The sequence below is a fragment of the Rhizobium sp. CSW-27 genome (assembly GCF_018760785.1).
Lineage (GTDB): Bacteria > Pseudomonadota > Alphaproteobacteria > Rhizobiales > Rhizobiaceae > Neorhizobium.
Window position 1 is genome coordinate 459,444 of record NZ_JAHHZO010000002.1, and the last position, 18,510, is coordinate 477,953.

Sequence of the window (18,510 nt, forward strand, 5' to 3'; positions counted from 1 at the left end):
GGCGGTTTTGAGGAAGATCAAGGGCGAGGGGCGCCAAGCGGCCTAGCCTGACTGCATGCCCGGCCCGAACAGGGGCGCGGGGAAGTAAAGGGAGCATCATCATGCTGTTCAAGACCGTTCTAGCCGTCGTCGGCTGCCGTGACGAGGCCGCCGAACTCAACCGCGCCATCGAGCTTGCCACGCAGCTCGGCGCGCATCTGTCCGTGCTGGTGGTGGAGGTTTCGGTGCCGCCGACGGTGGGAGACTATCCGGTCGGCACGATCTGGCTCGACGAACGGGTGGAGGACATGAAGCAGGTGCACGCGGCCGCCGACCGGGTGACGCATGCCTGTGAAACCGCCGGCATCCCCTTCGACGTGGATCGCTATTATACCGAACGGGCCTTCCTGGCCGACATCGTCTTCCAGCGCGCCCTCTATGCGGATCTGGTGGTGGTGGGCGAGAAGCTCAGGGCCAATGCCGCGCTGCTGAATGCGGTGGTGGATGGCGCGGTGTTTGATGCGCAGCGCCCGATGCTGCTGCTGCCGGCTGCCGCGGCAGCAAGCGCGCGGATGAAGACCGTGATGCTCGCCTGGAATTCCGGCACGGAAGCCGGTCGTGCGGCGCGCGAGGCGATCGATTTCCTGGTCAATGCCGAGAGCGTGCATGTCACGCTCGTTGATCCGGATGCCTCCTACCATGCCAATGGCGGCGAGCCTGGCGGCGATGTGGCGGCCTTCCTCACCCGTCACGGGGTGAATGTGGTGGTGGACCAGCTGCCGAGCGGCGGACGTCCGGTGGAAGAGGTTTTGAAGAACCATGTGCGCGAGATTGGCGCCGACCTGATCGTCATGGGCGCCTATGGCCATTCGCGCCTGCGCGAGCGGGTGTTCGGCGGCGTGACGCAGAGCATGCTGGAAGAGGCGCCGGTGCCGGTGCTGATCGCTCGCTGAAGGCTGCGGCCCCTGCGGGCCTCTCCGTCCTCTCTACGGCCGGATGACGAGGACAGGGACGGCATGCGGCGGCAATGCCGTTTCCCTTCGGCCGTATTGAAAAGGCCCCGGATGGCGACATCCGGGGCCTTGGCATTTGTGGAAGGAGGGACGGGGCCTCAGGCCGCTCGGCCAAGGCGGCCGGCATGCTGGGCCGCTTCTGCCAGGCGGAACTGGGCGAGAAGACGTGTCAGCGCTTCCGCCTCGGTGGACAGATGGTGCGCGGTCGCCGTCGCCTGTTCGACCATGGCGGCGTTCTGCTGCGTGCCCTGGTCCATCGTGTTGACGGCGGTGTTGATCTCCTGCAGGCCCAGCGCCTGTTCGCGATAGGCATCGGCGATCGCCTGCACATGGGCGGTGATCTGCTGCACCTGGGTCACGATGCCCTCCAGCGCCTTGCCGGTATTGCCGACGAGGGTGACGCCATTGGCGACCTGCTCGCTCGAGGTGTTGATCAGGCCCTTGATCTCCTTGGCGGCCTGGGCCGAGCGCTGGGCAAGCTCCCGCACTTCCTGCGCCACGACGGCAAAGCCCTTGCCGGCTTCCCCGGCACGCGCTGCCTCCACGCCGGCATTCAGCGCCAGAAGGTTGGTCTGGAAGGCGATCTCGTCGATCACGCCGATGATGTTGGAAATCTCTCCGGACGACTTTTCGATGGCATGCATGGCATCCACTGCCGAGCGGACGACGCTGCCGGAATTGCGGGCATCCTCGCCGGTCGCCACCACCAGGCGGCGGGCTTCCTCGGCGCGCTTGGCGCCGTCCCGCACGGTGGTGGTGATTTCCTCCAGCGCGGCAGCCGTTTCCTCGACGGAGGCCGCCTGCTGCTCGGTGCGGCGCGAAAGATCGTCGCTGGAGGAGCGGATCTCGTTGGCGCCGGCATGGATGGCCTCGGCATTGGTGCCGACGAGGCGCATGGCCTGGCCGAGTTTCTCCATGGAATGGTTGAAGTCGGTGCGCAACTGGTCGAGCTTGTCGGTGAAGGGGCGCGTGATCCGGTGCGAGAGGTCGCCATCGGCCAGTGCCCGCAGGCCCGCTGCCAGTGCCTGAACCACATCGGCCAAGGCGCCGGCTTCTTCCGAGCGGATTGCCTCGTTTGCGGCGCGCTCGGCTTCCGTCTTCTGCCGTTCGGCTTCGTTGGAGCGGGCGAGGCGGGCGCGTTCCAGCGCATTGTTGCGGAACACTTCCACGGTCTTCGCCATGGCGCCGATCTCGTCCTGGCGGTCGATGCCGTCAATGGCGGCTTCCGTTTCGCCCGATGCCAGCGAGACCATGCGGGCCCGCAGCTTTTCCATCGGCGCGGTGATGCCGGCGCGCGCCACATAGAAGGCAAGCGCGATCGTGGCGACGATGCCGATGACCAGTGCGATGATGCTGTTGGTGATCACGCTGTCGGTTTCGGCGGAAATGGTCTTGCCGCCATTCGCCACCAGTTCGGTCAGCATCTGATTGTTGGCGCCTGACTTGGTGGAGAAGAGGGGAGACAGCTGGTCCAGCGAGCGCACCAGCGTGATGGCCTCGTCGTTGCGGCCGGCTTCCTTGGCGGCGACGATCTTGTCGAACACGGTCTTGAACTGGTCCATCAGGGACAGAAGCTCGGTCGAATTGGCCTTGGTCTGCGGCACTTTCTGCGCAATGTCGACCAGCTTGGACTTGGCGCCGTCGAGATTGCGCAGGAAGGCGGCCTTGCCTTCGTCATAGGCGGGGCTGTCCACATCGTTCAGTGCCACGCGCGTGATGGCATTGATCGCCGTCCACATGCCGGCCGAGGAGCGGGCGCCGAGAACCGCTGCGGCGGATTCATTGGCGATGAAGTCCGCATAGCGGCTGTTCACGGTGTCGAAGCGCAGGCTGATATAGAAGACGCCGGCGAGGGAGAAGAGACCAAGAAAAATGATGACGGACAGGATTTTTGTCCGAATCGACATGTGTCGTAACATCGTCAAACCATGGGATGGCGGGATGCTGAAGCGAGGCGACCTCCTGTCTCCTCCTGCAGGGGCGGGCGGCAGAGAATTGCTTTGCAAGCCAATGTTTCATTCTGCCGGTTCCGACACTCTCTCAAATTGGTTAAGTGTCTGTGTAGAAACAACTGAACTTATTTAGCATTCCGCTTGCCCTTCGGGCCGGCTGCAGGTCACGGGCGGTGCGGCGCAAGCAGCCTTTGCGCGCATTTTCCGTGCTTGAGCAATCGCCATCGTTCCGGCATTGTCCCGGCTCCCTCTGATGTCGAGCCCCGCCCATGCCCTTTGCCTTTTCGTCTGCCGCCGTCTACCCGATCCTGATGCTGCTTGCCTCCAACGTGTTCATGACATTTGCCTGGTACGGGCATCTGAAGCACAAGGGCAGCGCCATATGGATTGCCATCATCACCAGCTGGGGCATTGCCTTCTTCGAATATTGCCTGGCGGTGCCGGCCAACCGCATCGGCTCCGAGGTCTATTCGACGGCGCAACTGAAGACCATCCAGGAGGTCATCACGCTCCTGGTCTTCTCCGGCTTTTCGGTGTTCTGGCTGGGAGAGAACCTCACCTGGAACCACGCCATCGGCTTTGCGCTGATCGCGGTCGGCGCCTCGTTCATCTTCCGGGGCTGACGCGCGCCATCCAGGCCCGTTCGGTGGCCGGCGCCTCGTCGGTGGTGATCTGGTCGGGCTTCAGCGACATCAGCGTGGCAAACTGCTGCCATTCCGCCTCGCTGAAGCCTGTGTCCGGGCTCTTCAGGTTATAAGTCCAGGCATCCACCCGCCGGCCGGCATCGTGGCACAAGCCGATGAGGTCGAGGCCCTTTTCGTGTGCAGCCAGGATCAGCGGCCAGGAGAGATACACCATGTCCGGTTCGGTCGGTCCCTGAAGGTCGGTCTTCAGCTCCGCCTCCACGGTGGCGGCGCCCTGTGCAGCGAGCATTTCCACCAGCTTGTCGGTCGGGTCGATGCCGCGGGGAATCTCCGGCAGGCGCTTTTTGATCGCGACGATCAGGTCGAGATCTCCCCCCGAAACAATGATCGAGCCGCCGGCCTGCGAAAAATGCTCGGCCAGATGACCGAGCCCGCGCTCGCCGATCGTCGTCAACCGGTCCTTCATGTCGAATTGCAGAAGGGCCTCCGGATGCGCCCTGGTCAGCAGCGAGGCCAGGTCTTCGCTGAGGATCGGCGGGGTGCCGCCCGCCTTCATGCCGAGGCTGCGGATGGTGTCTGCCCCGCTGTCGCAGACCCGGCCATGCCCGGTGGTTTCGCCTTCCAGCGTCGCGTCATGCAGAACCACGAAACCGCCATCGCCGCGCACGCGCAAATCCAGCTCCATCGAGGCTCCGACGGAAAAGCCGAGCGCCATGGTGTCTGCCGAAAACAGCGGTGCATCGAGGCTGAGGCGCAGGCGATGCCATTTCAGCCGGGTGCGATGCCCGGCGTGGAAAAGATCAAGTCCGGGTGCAGTGTCGCTCATGGCTGTTCGATTGTCCGTTACGTGTAATAGGTTGCGATACGGTTCGGCCCCAATTGGTGAACCGCAAATTCCGTTCCATAGATAGAGGATAAGATCTCCGGACGCACGATCTCGTCGGGGCTTCCCTGCAGGAACAATTGCCCGTCGCGCATGACAACGATGTGATCGGAGTAACAGGAGGCGAAATTGATGTCGTGGAGAACCACGACGACGGTTTTGCCGAAGTCGCGCGCGGCATCCTTCAGGATCTTCATCATGCCGACGGCGTGGCGTATGTCGAGATTGTTGAGCGGCTCGTCGAACAGCATGTAATCAGTGTCCTGACAGAGCACCATGGCGACGAAGGCGCGCTGGCGCTGGCCGCCGGACAGTTCGTCGAGATAGCGTTCGCCGAGCGTCTTCAGACCGAGATAGGCGAGTGCCCTTTCCACATGCGCCTTGTCGTCCAGCGTCGGGCGGCCCTTGCTGTAGGGATAACGCCCGAAGGTGACGAGATCGCGCACCGTCAGCCGTGCCACGATCTGGTTGTCCTGCCTGAGGACAGCAAGCCGGCGGGCCAGTGCATCGCCGGGCGTTTTGGCGACATCCAGGCCGTCGACCAGAATCTCACCTTTGTCCATCGGCAGCAGGCGCGCGACCATCGACAGAAGCGTCGACTTGCCCGCCCCGTTCGGCCCGATGATCGAGGTCAGCCCACCCTTCGGCAGGGTCAGGCTGACGCCATCGACCACCAGCGTGCCGTCATAGGCCTTGGAGACATCGCGGATCTCGATCATCGGATGGATCCCTTCAGGAGGACGAGAATGAAGAAAATGCCGCCGGCGAACTCGACGATGATCGGCAGCGCCGTGTCGAAGGCGAAGACGCGTTCCAGCACCGTCTGGCCGCCGACCAGCGTGATGATGGCGATCAGCACCGCCGCCGGCAGGATGTGCCGGTGCTTGTTGGACGGCATCACCAGATAGGCGAGGTTGGCGACCAGCAGGCCGAAGAAGGTGGCGGGTCCGACGAGCGCGGTGGAGACCGAGACGAGGACGGCGACCAGTATCAGGATCAGCATGCTGATGCGCCGGTGATCGACGCCCAGCGAGATCGCCGCGTCGCGCCCGAGTGACAGCACGTCGAGGGTGTGGAAGATCCGCCAGGCGGCAAGCGAGACCAAGCCGATCAGGCTCAGCGACACGCCGAGCAGATGGCTGTCGATAGTGTTGAAATTGGCAAACAGCCGGTCCTGCAGCACGACGAAATCGTTCGGATCGATGATCCGCTGCAGAAAACCGGAGAGGCTGCGGAACAACACGCCGAAGATGACGCCGGCCAGCAGCAGCAGATGGATGCTTTTCAGCGCGCCGGAAAACAGCAGTTGGTAGAGGGCCGCCGAAAACACCATCATCACGCCCACTTCGATGACGAAGAGCAGGCGCCCGTCGATGGCCGAGATCGCCGTGGCGCCGAGCACCAGAACGAGACCCGTCTGCAGCAGTCCGTAGAGACTATCGAAACCCATGATCGAGGGGGTGAGGATGCGGTTGTTCGTCACCGTCTGGAAGAGCACGGTCGAGATCGCGATGGCATAAGCGACCGTTGCCATCGACAGAAGCTTCGTGCCGCGGAAGGAGAGGATGAAGGACCAGCTGCCGCGGGCGCCGAGCGTCATGAAGGCGACGGCGCTCACCATCGCCAGCACCGCAAGCAACGACAGCACGAGGGCAGGGGAGCGGCGGCTTTTCCCTCTAGGCGGCACGGGTTTTCCTCCTCAGGATGAGGTAGAGGAAGAAGGCACTGCCGATGACGCCGAGCACGGCGCCGACCGGGATCTCGAAAGGCGCGATCACGATCCGTCCGACCATGTCGCAGACGAGCACCAGGCCGGCGCCGAGAATGGCGATCCACGGCAGAGTGCGGCGCAGGCTGTCACCCATCGGCATGCTGACGACGTTCGGCACGATCAGGCCGAGAAACGGAATGACGCCCGCCGTCACGACCACCGAGGCGGTGACCATGGAGACGATCACGAGGCCGAAGGTCATGATGCGGCGATAGTTGAGGCCGAGATTGGTGGAGAACTCCTCGCCGAGGCCCGCCAGCGTGAAGCGGTCCGCCGCGACATAGGCGGCCACCGTCAACGCGAAAGCCAGCCACAGGATCTCGTAGCGGCCGCGCAGCACGGCGGAGAAATCGCCGTTGTCGAAGGCGGCGAGCGACTGCATCATGTCCAGCCGATAGGCGATGAAGGCGGAGATCGAATAGATCACCCCGCCCAGCATCAGGCCGACCAGCGGCACCATGACAATGGAGCGGAGCGGGATCCGCCGCAGGATGGCGAGGAAAAGTGCCGTGCCGGCAAGCGCGAAGGCGGAGGCAAACAGCATCTTGCCGATCACCGGTATGGTGGGCGAGACGATCAGTGCGATCAGCATGCCAAGCCCCGCCGACTCGACCGTGCCGGCGGTGGAGGGTTCGACAAAACGGTTGCGCGCCAGCATCTGCATCAGCGTGCCCGAAACGGCAAGACCGGCACCTGCCAGCATCAGGGCGATGGTGCGCGGCACCCGGCTTGCCCAGATGACGAGCATGGCCTTCTCATCCGCCGTGCCGCTCAAGACGGCGAGCGGAGACACCTCGCTGACGCCCAGAAACAGGCTGGCCAGGGCAAGGGCCGCAAGGGCGATCAGGGCAAGGACAAGACGCATGACGTTCATTCGACCGGGCGATGGACCGCTTGCGGCTGCCAGCACCCTTCAAGAAGGGCGCATTGGCGCACGGTTTGCCCCGGTGCTTTCCTCAGTTCCTGGCCTCAGTTCTTGGCGAGTGCTGCGGCGAGCTGGTCGATGGTCTTCTGCATGGCGGTCAGACCACCGCCGACGATATACATCGCGACCCCGTCCATGTAGACGACATGGCCGTTCTTCCAGGCCTTGGTCTGGCGCACGATCTCGTTGTCGAGAAGCGCGCTCGCCGCCTGTCCCTCACGGCCGACGGCGGCATCGCGGTCGATGACGAACAGCCAGTCCGGGTTCTTTTCCAGGATGTATTCGAAGGAAATCTGCTGGCCGTGCGTATCGGCCTGGATGGTGCTGTCGGCGGGCGTCATGCCGTAATCGGTAAACAGCGCACCGAAACGCGAGCCGGGACCGTAGGTGCTGATCTTGCCGCCGGTGGTGAGGATCAAGAGACCCGTGCCGGCGCCCTTTGCCTTCTGGCGGAGCGCCTCTTCGGAGGTGTTGAGTTTCGCCAGCGCCGCATCGGCCTCCTTCTCCTTGCCGAACAGTCCGGCAAGCGTACGGACGTTTTCCTCGGATTGGGCGAGGAACTTCGCGCCGTCGACGGACATGTCGATGGTGGGCGCGAGCTTCGACAATTCCTTCAGCTTGGCGGCGGAGCGGGCGGAGACGATGATGAGATCCGGCTGAAGCGCGGCAATCGCCTCGTAATCCGGTTCGAACAGGGTGCCGACCTTCTCGACACTGTCGGCCTGGTATTTCTTCAGGTAGTCCGGCATGGGCGCCTTGGGAACGCCGGCAACCGGGATGCCGAGCGCATCCAGCGTGTCGAGCGTGGCGAGGTCGAAGGTCACGACCTTTTTCGGCGCTGCCTTCAGCGTGGTTTCACCCTGCGCATGTTTGATGGTGATGGGGTCGGCGAGGCCGGGCAGGGCGGAGAGCGCCAATGTCATGGCGGCGGCCAGCAGGGTGAGTGGCCGTGCGGAGATTCTCATCGTCATCGCGATATCCCTTGTCCGGTCGCGCCGCGCTGCGGGCCGTGCCGCCAGCGGACGTTAATAAGTTGAGAAGTGAAGTTCACTTAGTTAAAGCTGGCCGATGCCGTCAAGGAAGAACTTCCGCGACCGATCACAACCGGGGGAGCGACCATGCACTGTCCATTCTGAACCGCCCGTCCTCCCGCTTCCGACGGGAAAACCGGGCCAGAACGAGGAAAGCATGACCGTTTCCTTTCTCCGCCGCCGAAGCCTGCTCACCGGATTGCCGTTCCTGATGATGCCGACGCTGACCTTTGCGCAGATGCGCGTTGCCGATACCACGCTGGACATTCTGGCCGCCGATCCGCCGACCCATCGCCTGGACGACCGGGTGGTGAGGCTGGACAAAGGGCGCAGCTTCCGGATCTTCCGTGCCATTCCGAAGGCGGATGCGCCGCCTGCGGGATATCCTGTTCTCACGCTCCTTGACGGCAATGCGGTGTTCGACGACCTGACGCCGGAACTGCTGGCGCTCGCCCCGAACCTTGTCGTGATCGGTCTCGGTTACGATACGCCGCGCAAGTTCGCGCAGGCGGAGCGCTCGCTCGACTATACGCCGCCGAAGGACCCGGCGGCTGGCCCCTATGCCGATCCCGCCCGTCAGGGACGCATGTATGGCGGCGCGGAGCTGTTTCTCGAGATGCTGCTCGGCCCGTTGCGAACGCAGAGCGAGGCGGGCCTTGCCGTCGATCCGCAACGCCGTCACCTGGGCGGCCATTCCTTCGGCGGCCTCTTTGCGCTCTACGCGCTGTTCCGCAGACCGCAATCCTTCGCCGGCTATGCACCAATCAGCCCCTCGCTCTGGTGGGCGCCGGAGACGATGGCACGCCTTGAGGACAGGGCCGTGCTGCCTGCCGGTCATCCCCTGAAGCTCTTCGTTGCGCTCGGCGACAAGGAGCAGCGATCGAACGACAAGGGACCGCCACCGACCGGGCCGGCGCCCGAGACGATGGCGCTCATCGAGCGTCTTTCCCGGCGCCCGCAATTCACCGTCAGCTCGGAAGTGCTGAAGGATCACGTGCACGGGGCGACGCTGGCCGGGGCACTGCCGCTGATGCTCGGCTGGGCCTCCGCGTCCTGAGGGGCTTCGTCGGCGCCTTGCCTCGTGCCGGCAGTCGATTTGCCGCCGCCGGGGGGAACAAGGGGCCGGGGCGACAGTTCTGGGGCGGTATTTCCACAAAGAAAGGCTGACCCATGGCACAGCAACACCCGACGCCGCCGTTCCAGCAGGACAAGATCCCGATGCCCGGCACGACCGGCCAGATGAGCCCCACGCCCGACCACGGCGAGCAATCCTATCGCGGCTCAGACAGGCTTGCCGGCAAGAAGGCGGTGATTACCGGCGGTGACAGTGGCATCGGCCGTGCCGTCGCCATCGCTTTTGCCCGTGAGGGCGCCGATCTGGTGATCGCCTATCTGGAAGAGGACGAGGATGCTCAGGATACCAAGCGCCTTGTCGAGGAGGCGGGTCGCAAGGCCGTTCTGGTGCGCGGCGACCTGCAATCTCCCGACCATTGCCGTCAGGTGATCGACACCGCGGTGCGCGAACTGGGCGGCATCGACATTCTGGTCAACAATGCCGCCCATCAGGCGTCCTTCCCCTCGATCGAGGAGATCAGCGATGCGGAGTGGGAGCTGACCTTCAAGGTGAACATCCATGCGATGTTCTACCTCACCAAGGCGGCAGTCGCGCACATGAAGCCCGGCAGCGCCATCATCAACACCGCCTCGATCAATTCCGACAGCCCCAACCCTTCGCTGCTTGCCTATGCGACGACGAAGGGGGCGATCCAGAACTTCACCGCCGGCCTCGCCCAGCTTCTGGCGGAAAAGGGCATCCGCGCCAATGCGGTGGCGCCGGGCCCGATCTGGACGCCGCTGATCCCCTCCACGCTGCCGCAGGAATCGGTCGAAAACTTCGGCAAGCAGGTGCCGATGAAGCGGCCGGGCCAGCCGGCGGAACTGGCCACCGCCTATGTGATGCTGGCCGATCCGCTGTCGAGCTATGTCTCGGGTGCGACGATCGCGGTGACCGGCGGCAAGCCGATCATCTGATCGCCCGCTTCAAAAGACCCTTCCCGGCCCCTCCCCATACGGGGGAGGGGCTTTGGCGCGCGAAAGTCGCGTCGCGCGCACCCTCTGGAAATCCTGTCTGATCGCAATGAAATGAAAATGGGTGCCGCCTCAGTCCGTGTCGTGCGCGGACAAGAAGCCTGCCCCGCGCGGGCGTTTCCTCCCCGTATGAGAGATGGCGGCAGCCAGAGGGGGAATTGGTCCCGGAAGGCAACTCCGCCGGATCTGCCTTCGAGAAAGGCCTGGCCCCGCCCATCCCCTCAGCTATGGCGCCCCACATGGCGGGCGAGGTCCTCGAAGGAAACCTCGGCCCCCTTTTCCGCCGCTTCATTGGCGGCCAGGAGAAGGCGGATGGGAAAGGCCACCGCCTTGCGGTGCGAATCGGACATCGTTGCCGGCTGCGGGTCGCGCAACACCGCCCGTTCGGTCTCCAGAAGCATGTCGCGGATTTCCTCATGCGTCAGCAACTGCTTTTCCACCAGCAGCCGGTTGATGGCGGCAACGGCGAGATAGAGCCCTTCGAGTTGCGGATTGGCGGTGTTCATGCCCCTTCCTCCCTTGTGGCTCGGTAGGCCGTGGCGTTTTCGTCGATGAGACGCGCGCCGCGCTGGCGGGTGAGGTAGCGCCAGATCCACTGCACCGTCACCAGGATGCGCTTTTCGAAGTTCACCAGCAGGTAGACATGCACCAGCGCCCAGAGCAGCCAGGCCACGTAACCCTTCAGCCGCCAGCGGCCGAAATCGAAGATCGCTGCATTGCGGCCGATGACCGCCGTATTGCCGCGATTGTGAAAGCGGAAGGGGGCGGGCTTTTTCCCCTCCAGAAGCTCCTGCCGCAGCGCATGGCCGAGATATTGGCCCTGCTGCTTGGCCACCTGCGCCAGGGCGGGAAGCGGCTTGCCGTCCTCGCCAAGCCCGAGCGCGGTGTCGCCGAGGGCAAACACGTCCGGCAGGCCAGTGATGCGCAGGTCCGGATCGATCGGGATGCGCCCGCCTGCCTTGCCTTCGATGCCGAACCAGCGGGCGGCCGGCGACGCCTTCACGCCAGCACCCCAGATCACATTGGCGGTGCGGATCGTTTCTCCACCGACGATGACGCTGCCGGCCGTGATGCTCTCCACGCGCCGCCCGGTCATCACCTCCACGCCCAGCCCGGCGAGCGAGCGGGTGGCGTAGTCGGTGAGGTCCTCGGGAAAGGCGGCAAGGATGCGCGGTCCGGCCTCCAGCAGCAGGACGCGGAAATGCTCGGGTGACAGCCGGCGAAAATCGCGGGTGATCATGAAGCGGCCGAGTTCGGCGATGGCTCCCGCCATCTCCACGCCGGTCGGGCCTCCGCCGATGATGACGCTGGTCAGAAGCGCCTTCTTTTCCTCCGGGTCCTGCGAAAGCTCCGCCCTCTCGAAGGCAAGCAGCAGCCGGTGACGGATCTGCCGGGCCTCGTGGATGGTCTTCAGGCCGGGGGCGATGGCGCGCCACTCGTCATGGCCGAAATAGTTGTATTCGGAGCCGGTGGCGATCACCAGCCGGTCATAGGGGATGGGGACGCCGTGATCGACCAGCACCGTGCGCGCCGCCGTATCGACGCCGGTGACCTCTGCCAGCACCACCTTGATGTTGCGATAGCGGCCGAGACTGCGGCGGATCGGCTCGGAAATGTCGGCCGGCGACAGGGCGGCGGTGGCAACCTGGTAGAGCAGCGGCTGGAAGAGGTTGTGGTTGCGCCGGTCGATGACCGTGACATCGATCACCGAATTGCCGAGCGCCCGGGCAACGGCCAGGCCACCGAAGCCGGCGCCGACGATCACCACCTTCTGCGGCCTTTGCGGGGCGGCGGGATCGGCGCTGCGATGCCTGTTCGGCTGGCGCAGCAAGCTGCTCGTGTCGAGGTGAAAACTCATCTGCATTCCCTGCCTTGTCGCGGGTCAGAAACAAGCCTGACCTCGGGCCCAACTGCTTGATCCATCAATGGTTCCAGCGCCGGCAGGCGGAACCTTTCGCAGGCGGCGCCGTTGATGGAGCGAAACAACCAGGGAGCTTGAAAATGAACAGCATCGTCTGGCTCGTGGGAGCCGTCGTCATCGTCATCGCCGTCCTCAACCTCGTCGGCTTCGCATAAGGCGCGGCACGCGCTCCGCGGACCCTCACCCCAAGCAAGGGAGATCATCATGAACAGCATTGTCTGGCTCGTCGGCGCCGTCGTCATCGTGCTTGCCGTCCTGTCCTTCGTCGGCATCGGCTGATAGCCTCTTCGTCGCGACATGTCGCAAAAAGGCGCTTCTCCTTGCGGAGGAGCGCCTTTTTCGTGCACGGTCCGGGAAAACCCTGGCAAGCCTGCGGGCGCTGTCCGAGACGGCGCCCGCATCCTTTATTGGGCCGCAGGCTCAGGTTGTCAGCAGCACCGCGAAGGGGCGGGTCGCAAACAGGTCCTGCAAGGCCAGCTGCGCGCCGGGCTGGACGATGTCGTCCGAAAAGAGGTCCCGGTAGCCACGCCCGCCGAAGCGCTCGGCCAGCACCACGGCCGTGTCCTTCCAGAAGCCCGCCTCCGGCAGCCGGTCGCCGGCACCGTCCAGCGCTTCCAGCATCAGCCGCGGTGCAACCACCACCAGGGCATGGTCGGCGGTGCGGCGGGCAAAGGCGAGAACCTGCTTCTCCCTCTCGCCGGTTGCCGACAGGGCGGTATAGTCTCCCTCCGTGAAAAGCTCCGGGCGCCTGCAGCGATGGGCAAGCAGTCGCTGGATCAGGCGCTGCTTCAGCCGCCCGTCGCGCCAGGCCTGTGCATCGGCGGGATCGCAGGTACAGTCGAGACCGGCAATCAGCGCCTCGAAATCCGGCGGGCGGCGGTTGTCCGGATCGACCAGGCTGAGGTCGAGCCCCTCGCTGCCCTGATAGATGTCGGGAATGCCGGGCGCGCAGAGCTTGACGAGGGTCTGCGTCACGCTGTTGATGGCCCCGGCCAGGAAGACGGGCGCCATCCGCTCGACAAAGTCGCGGCGGAAATCCTGGGCATCCGGCCCGAGAAGATGGCGCGCATAGCCGAGCACGGCGGCTTCGTAGTCCTCGTTCGGCGCGTCCCAGCCGGTGCGCAGCTTGGCTTCGCGCATTGCCTTTTCCAGAGAGGGCAGGAAGCGCTGCGCCAGTCTCTCCAGCCCGTCCTCATTGTCTGCGGCAAGATCCTGCGGCCAGACGCCTGCGAGAGACTGATAGATCAGCCATTCCACCTCCGGCTCCGGTGCCGGGCCGTCCGGCAGGCTCTTGAGTGCCATGCGGTTCATCTGGCGCCAGCGCTCGAAGGCCTCTCCCCATCGCTCAGGGGCTTCGCTGAGCGCGTAAAGCCGTGCACGGGCATCCTCGCCGCGCTTGGTGTCATGGGTGGAAGTGGCCGAAAGCCCTGCCGGCTGCTGCTCATGGCGCGCCGCCATCCGCTTGTGGAACTCCGCAAGGCCGCCGATCTCGGGCATCGGCTCGCCGCCCACTTCGTTGAGGCCGATCAGCGGGTTCAGCCGGAAGAACAGCGTGTCTTCCAGCGATTTTGCCATCAGCGGTCCGGTCAGCTGCTGGAAACGCGTGCGAAATTCGGCGGCGCGGCCATCCTGCGTCTCGTTGACGTCGCCGATCAGGATGCGGGCAAGAAAGGTCAGCGCCTGCGGCTGGGGCGGAGAGGGCAGTGCACGCACGCTGTCCAGCACGTCCGTCAGCCGCTGCCGGTCGGCCGGCTCCAGACCGATCTCGGTGCCATAGGTGCGGTAGACCGGAAAGGCGATCAGCAGTTCGCTGAGCGCAAGGTTCAGCGTATCCTCGTCCATGCGCCCGGCATCGTCATGCGCGGCCGCAATGTCCTCGGCAAGAGCGCACAGCCTTGCCACTTCGCCGGCGAAATTCACCTCCACCATGCGCTGCTTGGCCTTGCGCAGTTCCGCCTGCGGGTCGAGCGCTCTGCCGGCCACGCCGGCATAGAGAGCATTCATGCGGGGCAGTGCCTCGCCATCGACCAGCGCCTCGGACAGGGCGGCGATGAATTCGTAGCCGGTGGTGCCGGAGACCGGCCAGTCCGCAGGAAGCCTTTCCTGCGGGGCCAGGATCTTTTCGACGATCAGGTAGCCGTCCGGCCCCACCGCCGCGCGCAGGCGGGCGAGATAGCGTCGCGGATCGGCAAGGCCGTCCACATGGTCGATGCGCAGGCCATCCACCTTGCCGGACAGGACGAGATCGATGATCAGCCGGTGGCTTTGCTCGAACACCTCTTCCGTCTCGACCCGAAGCCCCGCAAGCCCGGTAATCTCGAAGAAGCGGCGATAGCTGAGATCGTTCGGCGCGTCGCGCCACGACATCAGCCGGTAGGGCTGTGCATCGTGCAGGGCGCCCAGCCGTGAGGCATCCCCGGCAAGGGCGGCCAGAGCCTCGTCGAGCGCGTCGGTCTGCGTGTCGGAGGCCAGCCGCTTCATTCCGGCGTGAAACTCATCCTCGTCCTCCGGCGTTGCCAGCGCGGCCGCCTGCCGGACGGATTCAGCCAGCGGCAGATCGATGCCTTCCAGCGCCTGAGGATAGGTCGCGGGCGCCAGCGGATAACGGCTGTCGAAATAGCGGAAGGCAAGGCAGCCCGCCTCGCGGTCGAGGCAAAGGGAGAGGTCTCCCTTGGCCACGACCGTGTCGAGATCCTCGCCCAGGAAGGGCAGGGTGAGGCGGCGGCTCCAGTCGGCATCGAAGAAATGGCTGAAACGGCTCTGCTCGCCCCATTCCACCAGACTGCGCCACCAGCGGTTTTCCAGCGAGGCGGCCATGTGGTTCGGCACGATGTCGAGGATCAGCCCGATCCCCTCCTGCCGCAGCATATCGCTCAACCGTTCGAACCCCTCGCGCCCGCCGATCACCGGGTCGATCTCGCCGGCATCGGCCACGTCATAGCCATGGGTGGAATCGGCGGCGGCGGTGAAGATGGGAGAGGCATAGAGATGGCTGATGCCGAGCCGCTTCAGATAGGGCACAAGCGCCGCCGCCCGGTCGAAGGTCATGCCGTTGCGGAACTGGATGCGGTAGGTCGAGGTGGGGATGGTCAAGCTCGATGCGCCTCCGACGCGGATGTGGGATTCGAGCCTGCCAAACGTGGAAGGCCCGCACCGGTTCCGTACGGACGGGACCGGTGCGGCGGAAATCGCCGGAACGGTCAGCGCTCCGGATTGTCGCCATTGGCCATCGGGCTCGGACGCCCGTCCGGCTGGTCGCTGTCGATGCGCTCGTCGAGATCGTCCAGATCGCTGTCGACGATGTAGGTGTCGCCGCCGCCCAGCCGGGCCGCCTCCTGCATGGCCTTGTGGTTCGTCATGTCCTCGCGGGCGTGCAGCGCATCTTCCGCCCGCTCGCGACTGTCCTCGGCGAAGCGGCGGGAATCGTCGCCCGTCATCTTTGCCCGTGCGTCGAGATTGTCCTTGTCGTCCATTCTTGCTGATCCTTCCGATATCGGCCGCGACAGGCGGCTCGTTCGGGAAACCGATGGAAGGCCCATGCGGTTCCGCCGAAAGACAGGCGCATGGGGAACCGCAGCCGGGGGCGGCCGGTTGGAAAGGCTGTCAACCTTCAAACGGGAGAAGACAGATGCCGGCGAAATCCAAGGCACAGCAGAAGGCGGCCGGTGCCGCCCTGGCCGCCAAGCGCGGCGAGGTCAAGAAAAGCGACCTGCAGGGCGCTTCCAGAAGCATGGAGAAATCCATGTCGGAAAAGGAGCTGCACGACATGGCCTCCACCAGCCGCAAGGGCAAGCCCGAGCACGCGGCGAAGCACTGAGCCGCATGCGTCGCAGCCGACGGCCGTGGTGTCCGGATCCCTGTGGCGGGATGGTCGCCTGCGTCTTGAATGCGGCCTGGTCATCCCCCATATCAGCCTGGACCCGGTGGTCCGGGCCCCTCTGGTGGAAGATCGGCGCTTCCACGATGTCGGACCTCTTATTCTTCGACATCGACGCCGACAGGGAGCCAGATCATGTTCTCCGATCTTGCCGCATGGCTGATCACCGCCTTCGTTCTCACCCCGGTTCAGGCCGAGCTTCGCCAGGAACTGGAACAGGCCAACGCCTCCGTGCAGATGGTGCAGCAGGTTCAGCAGTGCGTGGCCTCTCAGGGGCCGCGCCTGATCGAGCGTGCCGCCGGCGAGCCGGCCTGGGCCGTCAGCACTGCCATCCGCGTGTCCGTCGGCTGGACCTCGCCCGTGGCGCTTCTCGATCGGACCGACCCGAACTGTGCCGCGATCATCCGCCTGCTGGACAGCCCTGCTGCCGACCCGCCGTCCGCCTGACGGCGGCATCCGGCCGATCGAGTTCCGGGCGGGGCAGACCTGCCGCCGCCCGGAGATCCTTTCCGCTCAGGCGTAGCGATCCCTGAGCGCCTCGAACTTCGCAAGCTGTTCGGCCACCAGTTCGCGGGCCGCATCCCGGCGCACGAAGACCTTGAACATGGCCGTGCCCTTCTGGTTCATGAACCAGACGGAACAGGAGCGGCGGCCGTGGAAGGCACGGTCGACAAAGGTGATGCCGGCGCAATTGTCCTTGCGGATATGGCCGCCGATCGGGCTGTCGCCGTGGATGTTGAACCAGCCATGCCCCTCGCTGCCGGCGGGCAGCGAACCGCTGGCCTCCAGCACGATGTCATCGGTGTGGACGATGAACAGCACCTCGCCCCAGGACGACATCTCGGACCAAATCACCTCGAAGTCGCCGGCCGGGGCTCCGGTGGCCGCTCCTGCCGGCAGGATCTCCAGGATTTCCGCCGGCGTCACCTCGGCCTTGGCGGCAATGGCCTCCACCACGCCGTCCGGCTTTTCGGCAAGGGCTGCCTGTGCCCGCTGCCTGCGCTCTGCGTCCGCCATCGGTGCGGCCATGGACAGCGAGAGGCTCATGCGGCCTCCGCCGTCTTGCCGTTGCGGTCCTCGTGGATGATAACTTCGAAGCCTTCGAAATGCGGGCCGGAAAGGTATTCGACCTTGCCGCGGTTTTCGCCTGCGCGTGCATGGGCGGCGCGAAACTGCTCCGACTTTGTCCAGGCCGTGAAATGCTCATGGCTTTCCCACAGGGTGTGCGAGGCATAGAGCGTGTGGTCCTCGTGCTTGGGACCCTTCAGCATATGGAATTCCAGATAGCCCGGAACGGTGGAGAGATGGCGTTCGCGGCTGCGCCAGATCTCCTCGAAGGCCTCCTCGAAGCCGGGGACGACGCGGAAGCGGTTCATGGCGATATACATGGATCAGGCATCCTTCCTAACTGGTGTTGTGAACTCAAGATATCTGTTGCCCTGTCTATTGAAAAGACATAAACCGGCATAATGCACTCAAGTTTATTCGGGTGTATGGACGCCGCATGCGCGCCCGTCGCCCGGCAGGTCTTAAGGTTGAATGATATGACGATGCGCGCCGTTCTCAAGGCCGGTTTTGTTTCCATGCTGCTGGCGGCAGGCCTTGCCGCAGGCCCTGCATCCGCTTCGGATGCCACCAATCCCAACGCGCGTCGTATCGTCTCGATCGGCGGTACGGCGACCGAGATCCTCTATGCGCTCGGCGCCGGCGACCGGGTGATCGCGCGCGACACGACGAGCAGCTATCCGCCGGAAGCCATGAAGAAGCCGGATATCGGCTACATGCGGGCGCTCTCGCCGGAGGGCATTCTCGGCCAGTCGCCCGATCTGATCCTCGCCGAAGAGGGCGCCGGTCCGCCGGATGCCATCGCCATTCTCAAGGCAAGCGCCATTCCCGTTTCAACGCTCCGCACGCCGCCGCGTGCGGACGCCATTGCCACCAAGATCCGCGATGTCGGCGCAGCCGTCGGCCTGTCGGACAAGGCCGAGGCGCTGGCGGAAAAGACGGATGCGGATCTCAAGGCGCTGGCGGCCGATGTCGCGAAGCTGCCGCAGCCGCGCAAGCGCGTGCTCTTCGTTCTGTCGCTCGCCAATGGCCGCATCATGGCCGGCGGCAAGGATACGGAAGCCGCCGCGATCATCGGTCTCGCCGGTGGCGTCAATGCTGCCGATGCCATTTCCGGCTACAAGCCCCTGACCGATGAAGCGGTGATTGCCGCGCGGCCGGATGTCATCCTGGTGATGCAGTCCGGCAATCACGGGGTGACGCCGGAAGCGGTGTTTGCCCTGCCTGCCTTCCAGTCCACGCCGGCCGCGGCCGAAAAGGCACTGGTGCGCATGGATGGCCTGCTGCTTCTGGGCTTTGGCCCGCGCACGCCGGAGGCTGCCCGTAGCCTGGCCGCCCATCTCTATCCCGGGAGCCTCTGA

General features: G+C 65.0%; 20 protein-coding genes. 7 read left to right on the forward strand and 13 right to left on the reverse strand.

Annotation, left to right across the window (positions count from 1 at the left end; translation table 11 throughout):
- The first annotated feature begins 101 nt into the window (after positions 1 to 101).
- Positions 102 to 932 carry a universal stress protein gene (locus KLP42_RS05720; protein ID WP_215565214.1) on the forward strand — a complete coding sequence of 277 codons (831 nt, stop codon included), beginning with the start codon at positions 102 to 104 and terminating at the stop codon, positions 930 to 932.
- 158 nt (positions 933 to 1,090) lie between these two features.
- Here KLP42_RS05720 and KLP42_RS05725 read toward each other — a convergent pair whose 3' ends face one another.
- Complete coding sequence (locus KLP42_RS05725; RefSeq protein ID WP_286675436.1) at positions 1,091 to 2,899, reverse strand: methyl-accepting chemotaxis protein; 1,809 nt, start codon at positions 2,897 to 2,899, stop codon at positions 1,091 to 1,093.
- Between the two features lie 314 nt (positions 2,900 to 3,213).
- On the opposite strand from KLP42_RS05725, the gene KLP42_RS05730 reads away from it, so the two are divergent.
- Complete coding sequence (locus KLP42_RS05730; RefSeq protein WP_215565216.1) at positions 3,214 to 3,567, forward strand: DMT family protein; 354 nt, start codon at positions 3,214 to 3,216, stop codon at positions 3,565 to 3,567.
- Here the strand turns inward: KLP42_RS05730 and KLP42_RS05735 are convergent.
- The 5 genes from KLP42_RS05735 to KLP42_RS05755 form a co-directional block, all read right to left on the reverse strand.
- Positions 3,551 to 4,414, reverse strand: a complete 864-nt coding sequence (locus tag KLP42_RS05735) for a glycerophosphodiester phosphodiesterase (protein WP_215565217.1) — start codon at positions 4,412 to 4,414, stop codon at positions 3,551 to 3,553. The two genes, KLP42_RS05730 and KLP42_RS05735, sit on opposite strands and share 17 nt — an antisense overlap.
- A gap of 17 nt (positions 4,415 to 4,431) precedes the next feature.
- Positions 4,432 to 5,190 (reverse strand): iron ABC transporter ATP-binding protein, encoded by a 759-nt coding sequence (locus tag KLP42_RS05740; protein WP_215565218.1) that lies wholly within the window; start codon positions 5,188 to 5,190, stop codon positions 4,432 to 4,434.
- Positions 5,187 to 6,158, reverse strand: coding sequence for an iron chelate uptake ABC transporter family permease subunit (locus KLP42_RS05745; protein ID WP_502941267.1), 972 nt, complete (start codon positions 6,156 to 6,158; stop codon positions 5,187 to 5,189). Before KLP42_RS05745 ends, KLP42_RS05740 begins: the two co-directional genes overlap by 4 nt.
- Positions 6,148 to 7,116: an ABC transporter permease gene (locus KLP42_RS05750; RefSeq protein ID WP_215565219.1), complete on the reverse strand. Its 969-nt coding sequence runs from the start codon at positions 7,114 to 7,116 to the stop codon at positions 6,148 to 6,150. Before KLP42_RS05750 ends, KLP42_RS05745 begins: the two co-directional genes overlap by 11 nt.
- Positions 7,117 to 7,211: 95 nt before the next feature.
- Complete coding sequence (locus KLP42_RS05755; protein ID WP_502941268.1) at positions 7,212 to 8,138, reverse strand: siderophore ABC transporter substrate-binding protein; 927 nt, start codon at positions 8,136 to 8,138, stop codon at positions 7,212 to 7,214.
- 217 nt (positions 8,139 to 8,355) lie between these two features.
- Between KLP42_RS05755 and KLP42_RS05760 the strand changes: the two genes are divergently transcribed.
- Positions 8,356 to 9,255, forward strand: a complete 900-nt coding sequence (locus tag KLP42_RS05760) for an alpha/beta hydrolase (protein WP_215565220.1) — start codon at positions 8,356 to 8,358, stop codon at positions 9,253 to 9,255.
- A gap of 161 nt (positions 9,256 to 9,416) precedes the next feature.
- Entirely contained in the window at positions 9,417 to 10,229 is an 813-nt protein-coding gene (locus KLP42_RS05765; protein WP_215565442.1) for an SDR family oxidoreductase, read from the forward strand.
- Between the two features lie 278 nt (positions 10,230 to 10,507).
- Here KLP42_RS05765 and KLP42_RS05770 read toward each other — a convergent pair whose 3' ends face one another.
- The 5 genes from KLP42_RS05770 to KLP42_RS05790 all read right to left on the reverse strand — a co-directional run bounded on the left by KLP42_RS05770 (position 10,508) and on the right by KLP42_RS05790 (position 15,680).
- Positions 10,508 to 10,792 (reverse strand): hypothetical protein, encoded by a 285-nt coding sequence (locus tag KLP42_RS05770; RefSeq protein WP_215565221.1) that lies wholly within the window; start codon positions 10,790 to 10,792, stop codon positions 10,508 to 10,510.
- Positions 10,789 to 12,144, reverse strand: a complete 1,356-nt coding sequence (locus tag KLP42_RS05775; protein WP_215565222.1) for an NAD(P)/FAD-dependent oxidoreductase — start codon at positions 12,142 to 12,144, stop codon at positions 10,789 to 10,791. The genes KLP42_RS05770 and KLP42_RS05775 overlap by 4 nt, the downstream gene beginning before the upstream one ends.
- Positions 12,141 to 12,479, reverse strand: coding sequence for a hypothetical protein (locus KLP42_RS05780; RefSeq protein ID WP_215565223.1), 339 nt, complete (start codon positions 12,477 to 12,479; stop codon positions 12,141 to 12,143). Before KLP42_RS05780 ends, KLP42_RS05775 begins: the two co-directional genes overlap by 4 nt.
- A 148-nt stretch (positions 12,480 to 12,627) precedes the next feature.
- A complete protein-coding gene (gene treY / locus KLP42_RS05785) occupies positions 12,628 to 15,300 on the reverse strand; it encodes a malto-oligosyltrehalose synthase (RefSeq protein WP_215565224.1) in 2,673 nt (890 codons plus the stop codon).
- Positions 15,301 to 15,407: 107 nt separating this feature from the next.
- Positions 15,408 to 15,680 carry a hypothetical protein gene (locus KLP42_RS05790; RefSeq protein WP_215565225.1) on the reverse strand — a complete coding sequence of 91 codons (273 nt, stop codon included), beginning with the start codon at positions 15,678 to 15,680 and terminating at the stop codon, positions 15,408 to 15,410.
- 155 nt (positions 15,681 to 15,835) lie between these two features.
- Between KLP42_RS05790 and KLP42_RS05795 the strand changes: the two genes are divergently transcribed.
- Both KLP42_RS05795 and KLP42_RS05800 read left to right on the forward strand, forming a co-directional pair.
- Positions 15,836 to 16,024, forward strand: coding sequence for a DUF3008 family protein (locus tag KLP42_RS05795; RefSeq protein ID WP_215565226.1), 189 nt, complete (start codon positions 15,836 to 15,838; stop codon positions 16,022 to 16,024).
- A gap of 195 nt (positions 16,025 to 16,219) precedes the next feature.
- The gene (locus KLP42_RS05800) at positions 16,220 to 16,531 is read left to right on the forward strand and encodes a hypothetical protein (RefSeq protein ID WP_215565227.1); all 312 of its coding nucleotides are present in this window, start codon (positions 16,220 to 16,222) and stop codon (positions 16,529 to 16,531) included.
- A gap of 66 nt (positions 16,532 to 16,597) precedes the next feature.
- On the opposite strand, the gene hutX is transcribed toward KLP42_RS05800, so the two are convergent.
- Positions 16,598 to 17,131, reverse strand: coding sequence for a heme utilization cystosolic carrier protein HutX (gene hutX, locus KLP42_RS05805; protein WP_502941269.1), 534 nt, complete (start codon positions 17,129 to 17,131; stop codon positions 16,598 to 16,600).
- Complete coding sequence (gene hmuQ, locus KLP42_RS05810) at positions 17,128 to 17,472, reverse strand: heme-degrading protein HmuQ (RefSeq protein ID WP_215565228.1); 345 nt, start codon at positions 17,470 to 17,472, stop codon at positions 17,128 to 17,130. Before hmuQ ends, hutX begins: the two co-directional genes overlap by 4 nt.
- A 156-nt stretch (positions 17,473 to 17,628) precedes the next feature.
- Here hmuQ and KLP42_RS05815 point away from each other — a divergent pair, with 156 nt between their 5' ends.
- Positions 17,629 to 18,510: a heme/hemin ABC transporter substrate-binding protein gene (locus tag KLP42_RS05815; RefSeq protein ID WP_215565229.1), complete on the forward strand. Its 882-nt coding sequence runs from the start codon at positions 17,629 to 17,631 to the stop codon at positions 18,508 to 18,510.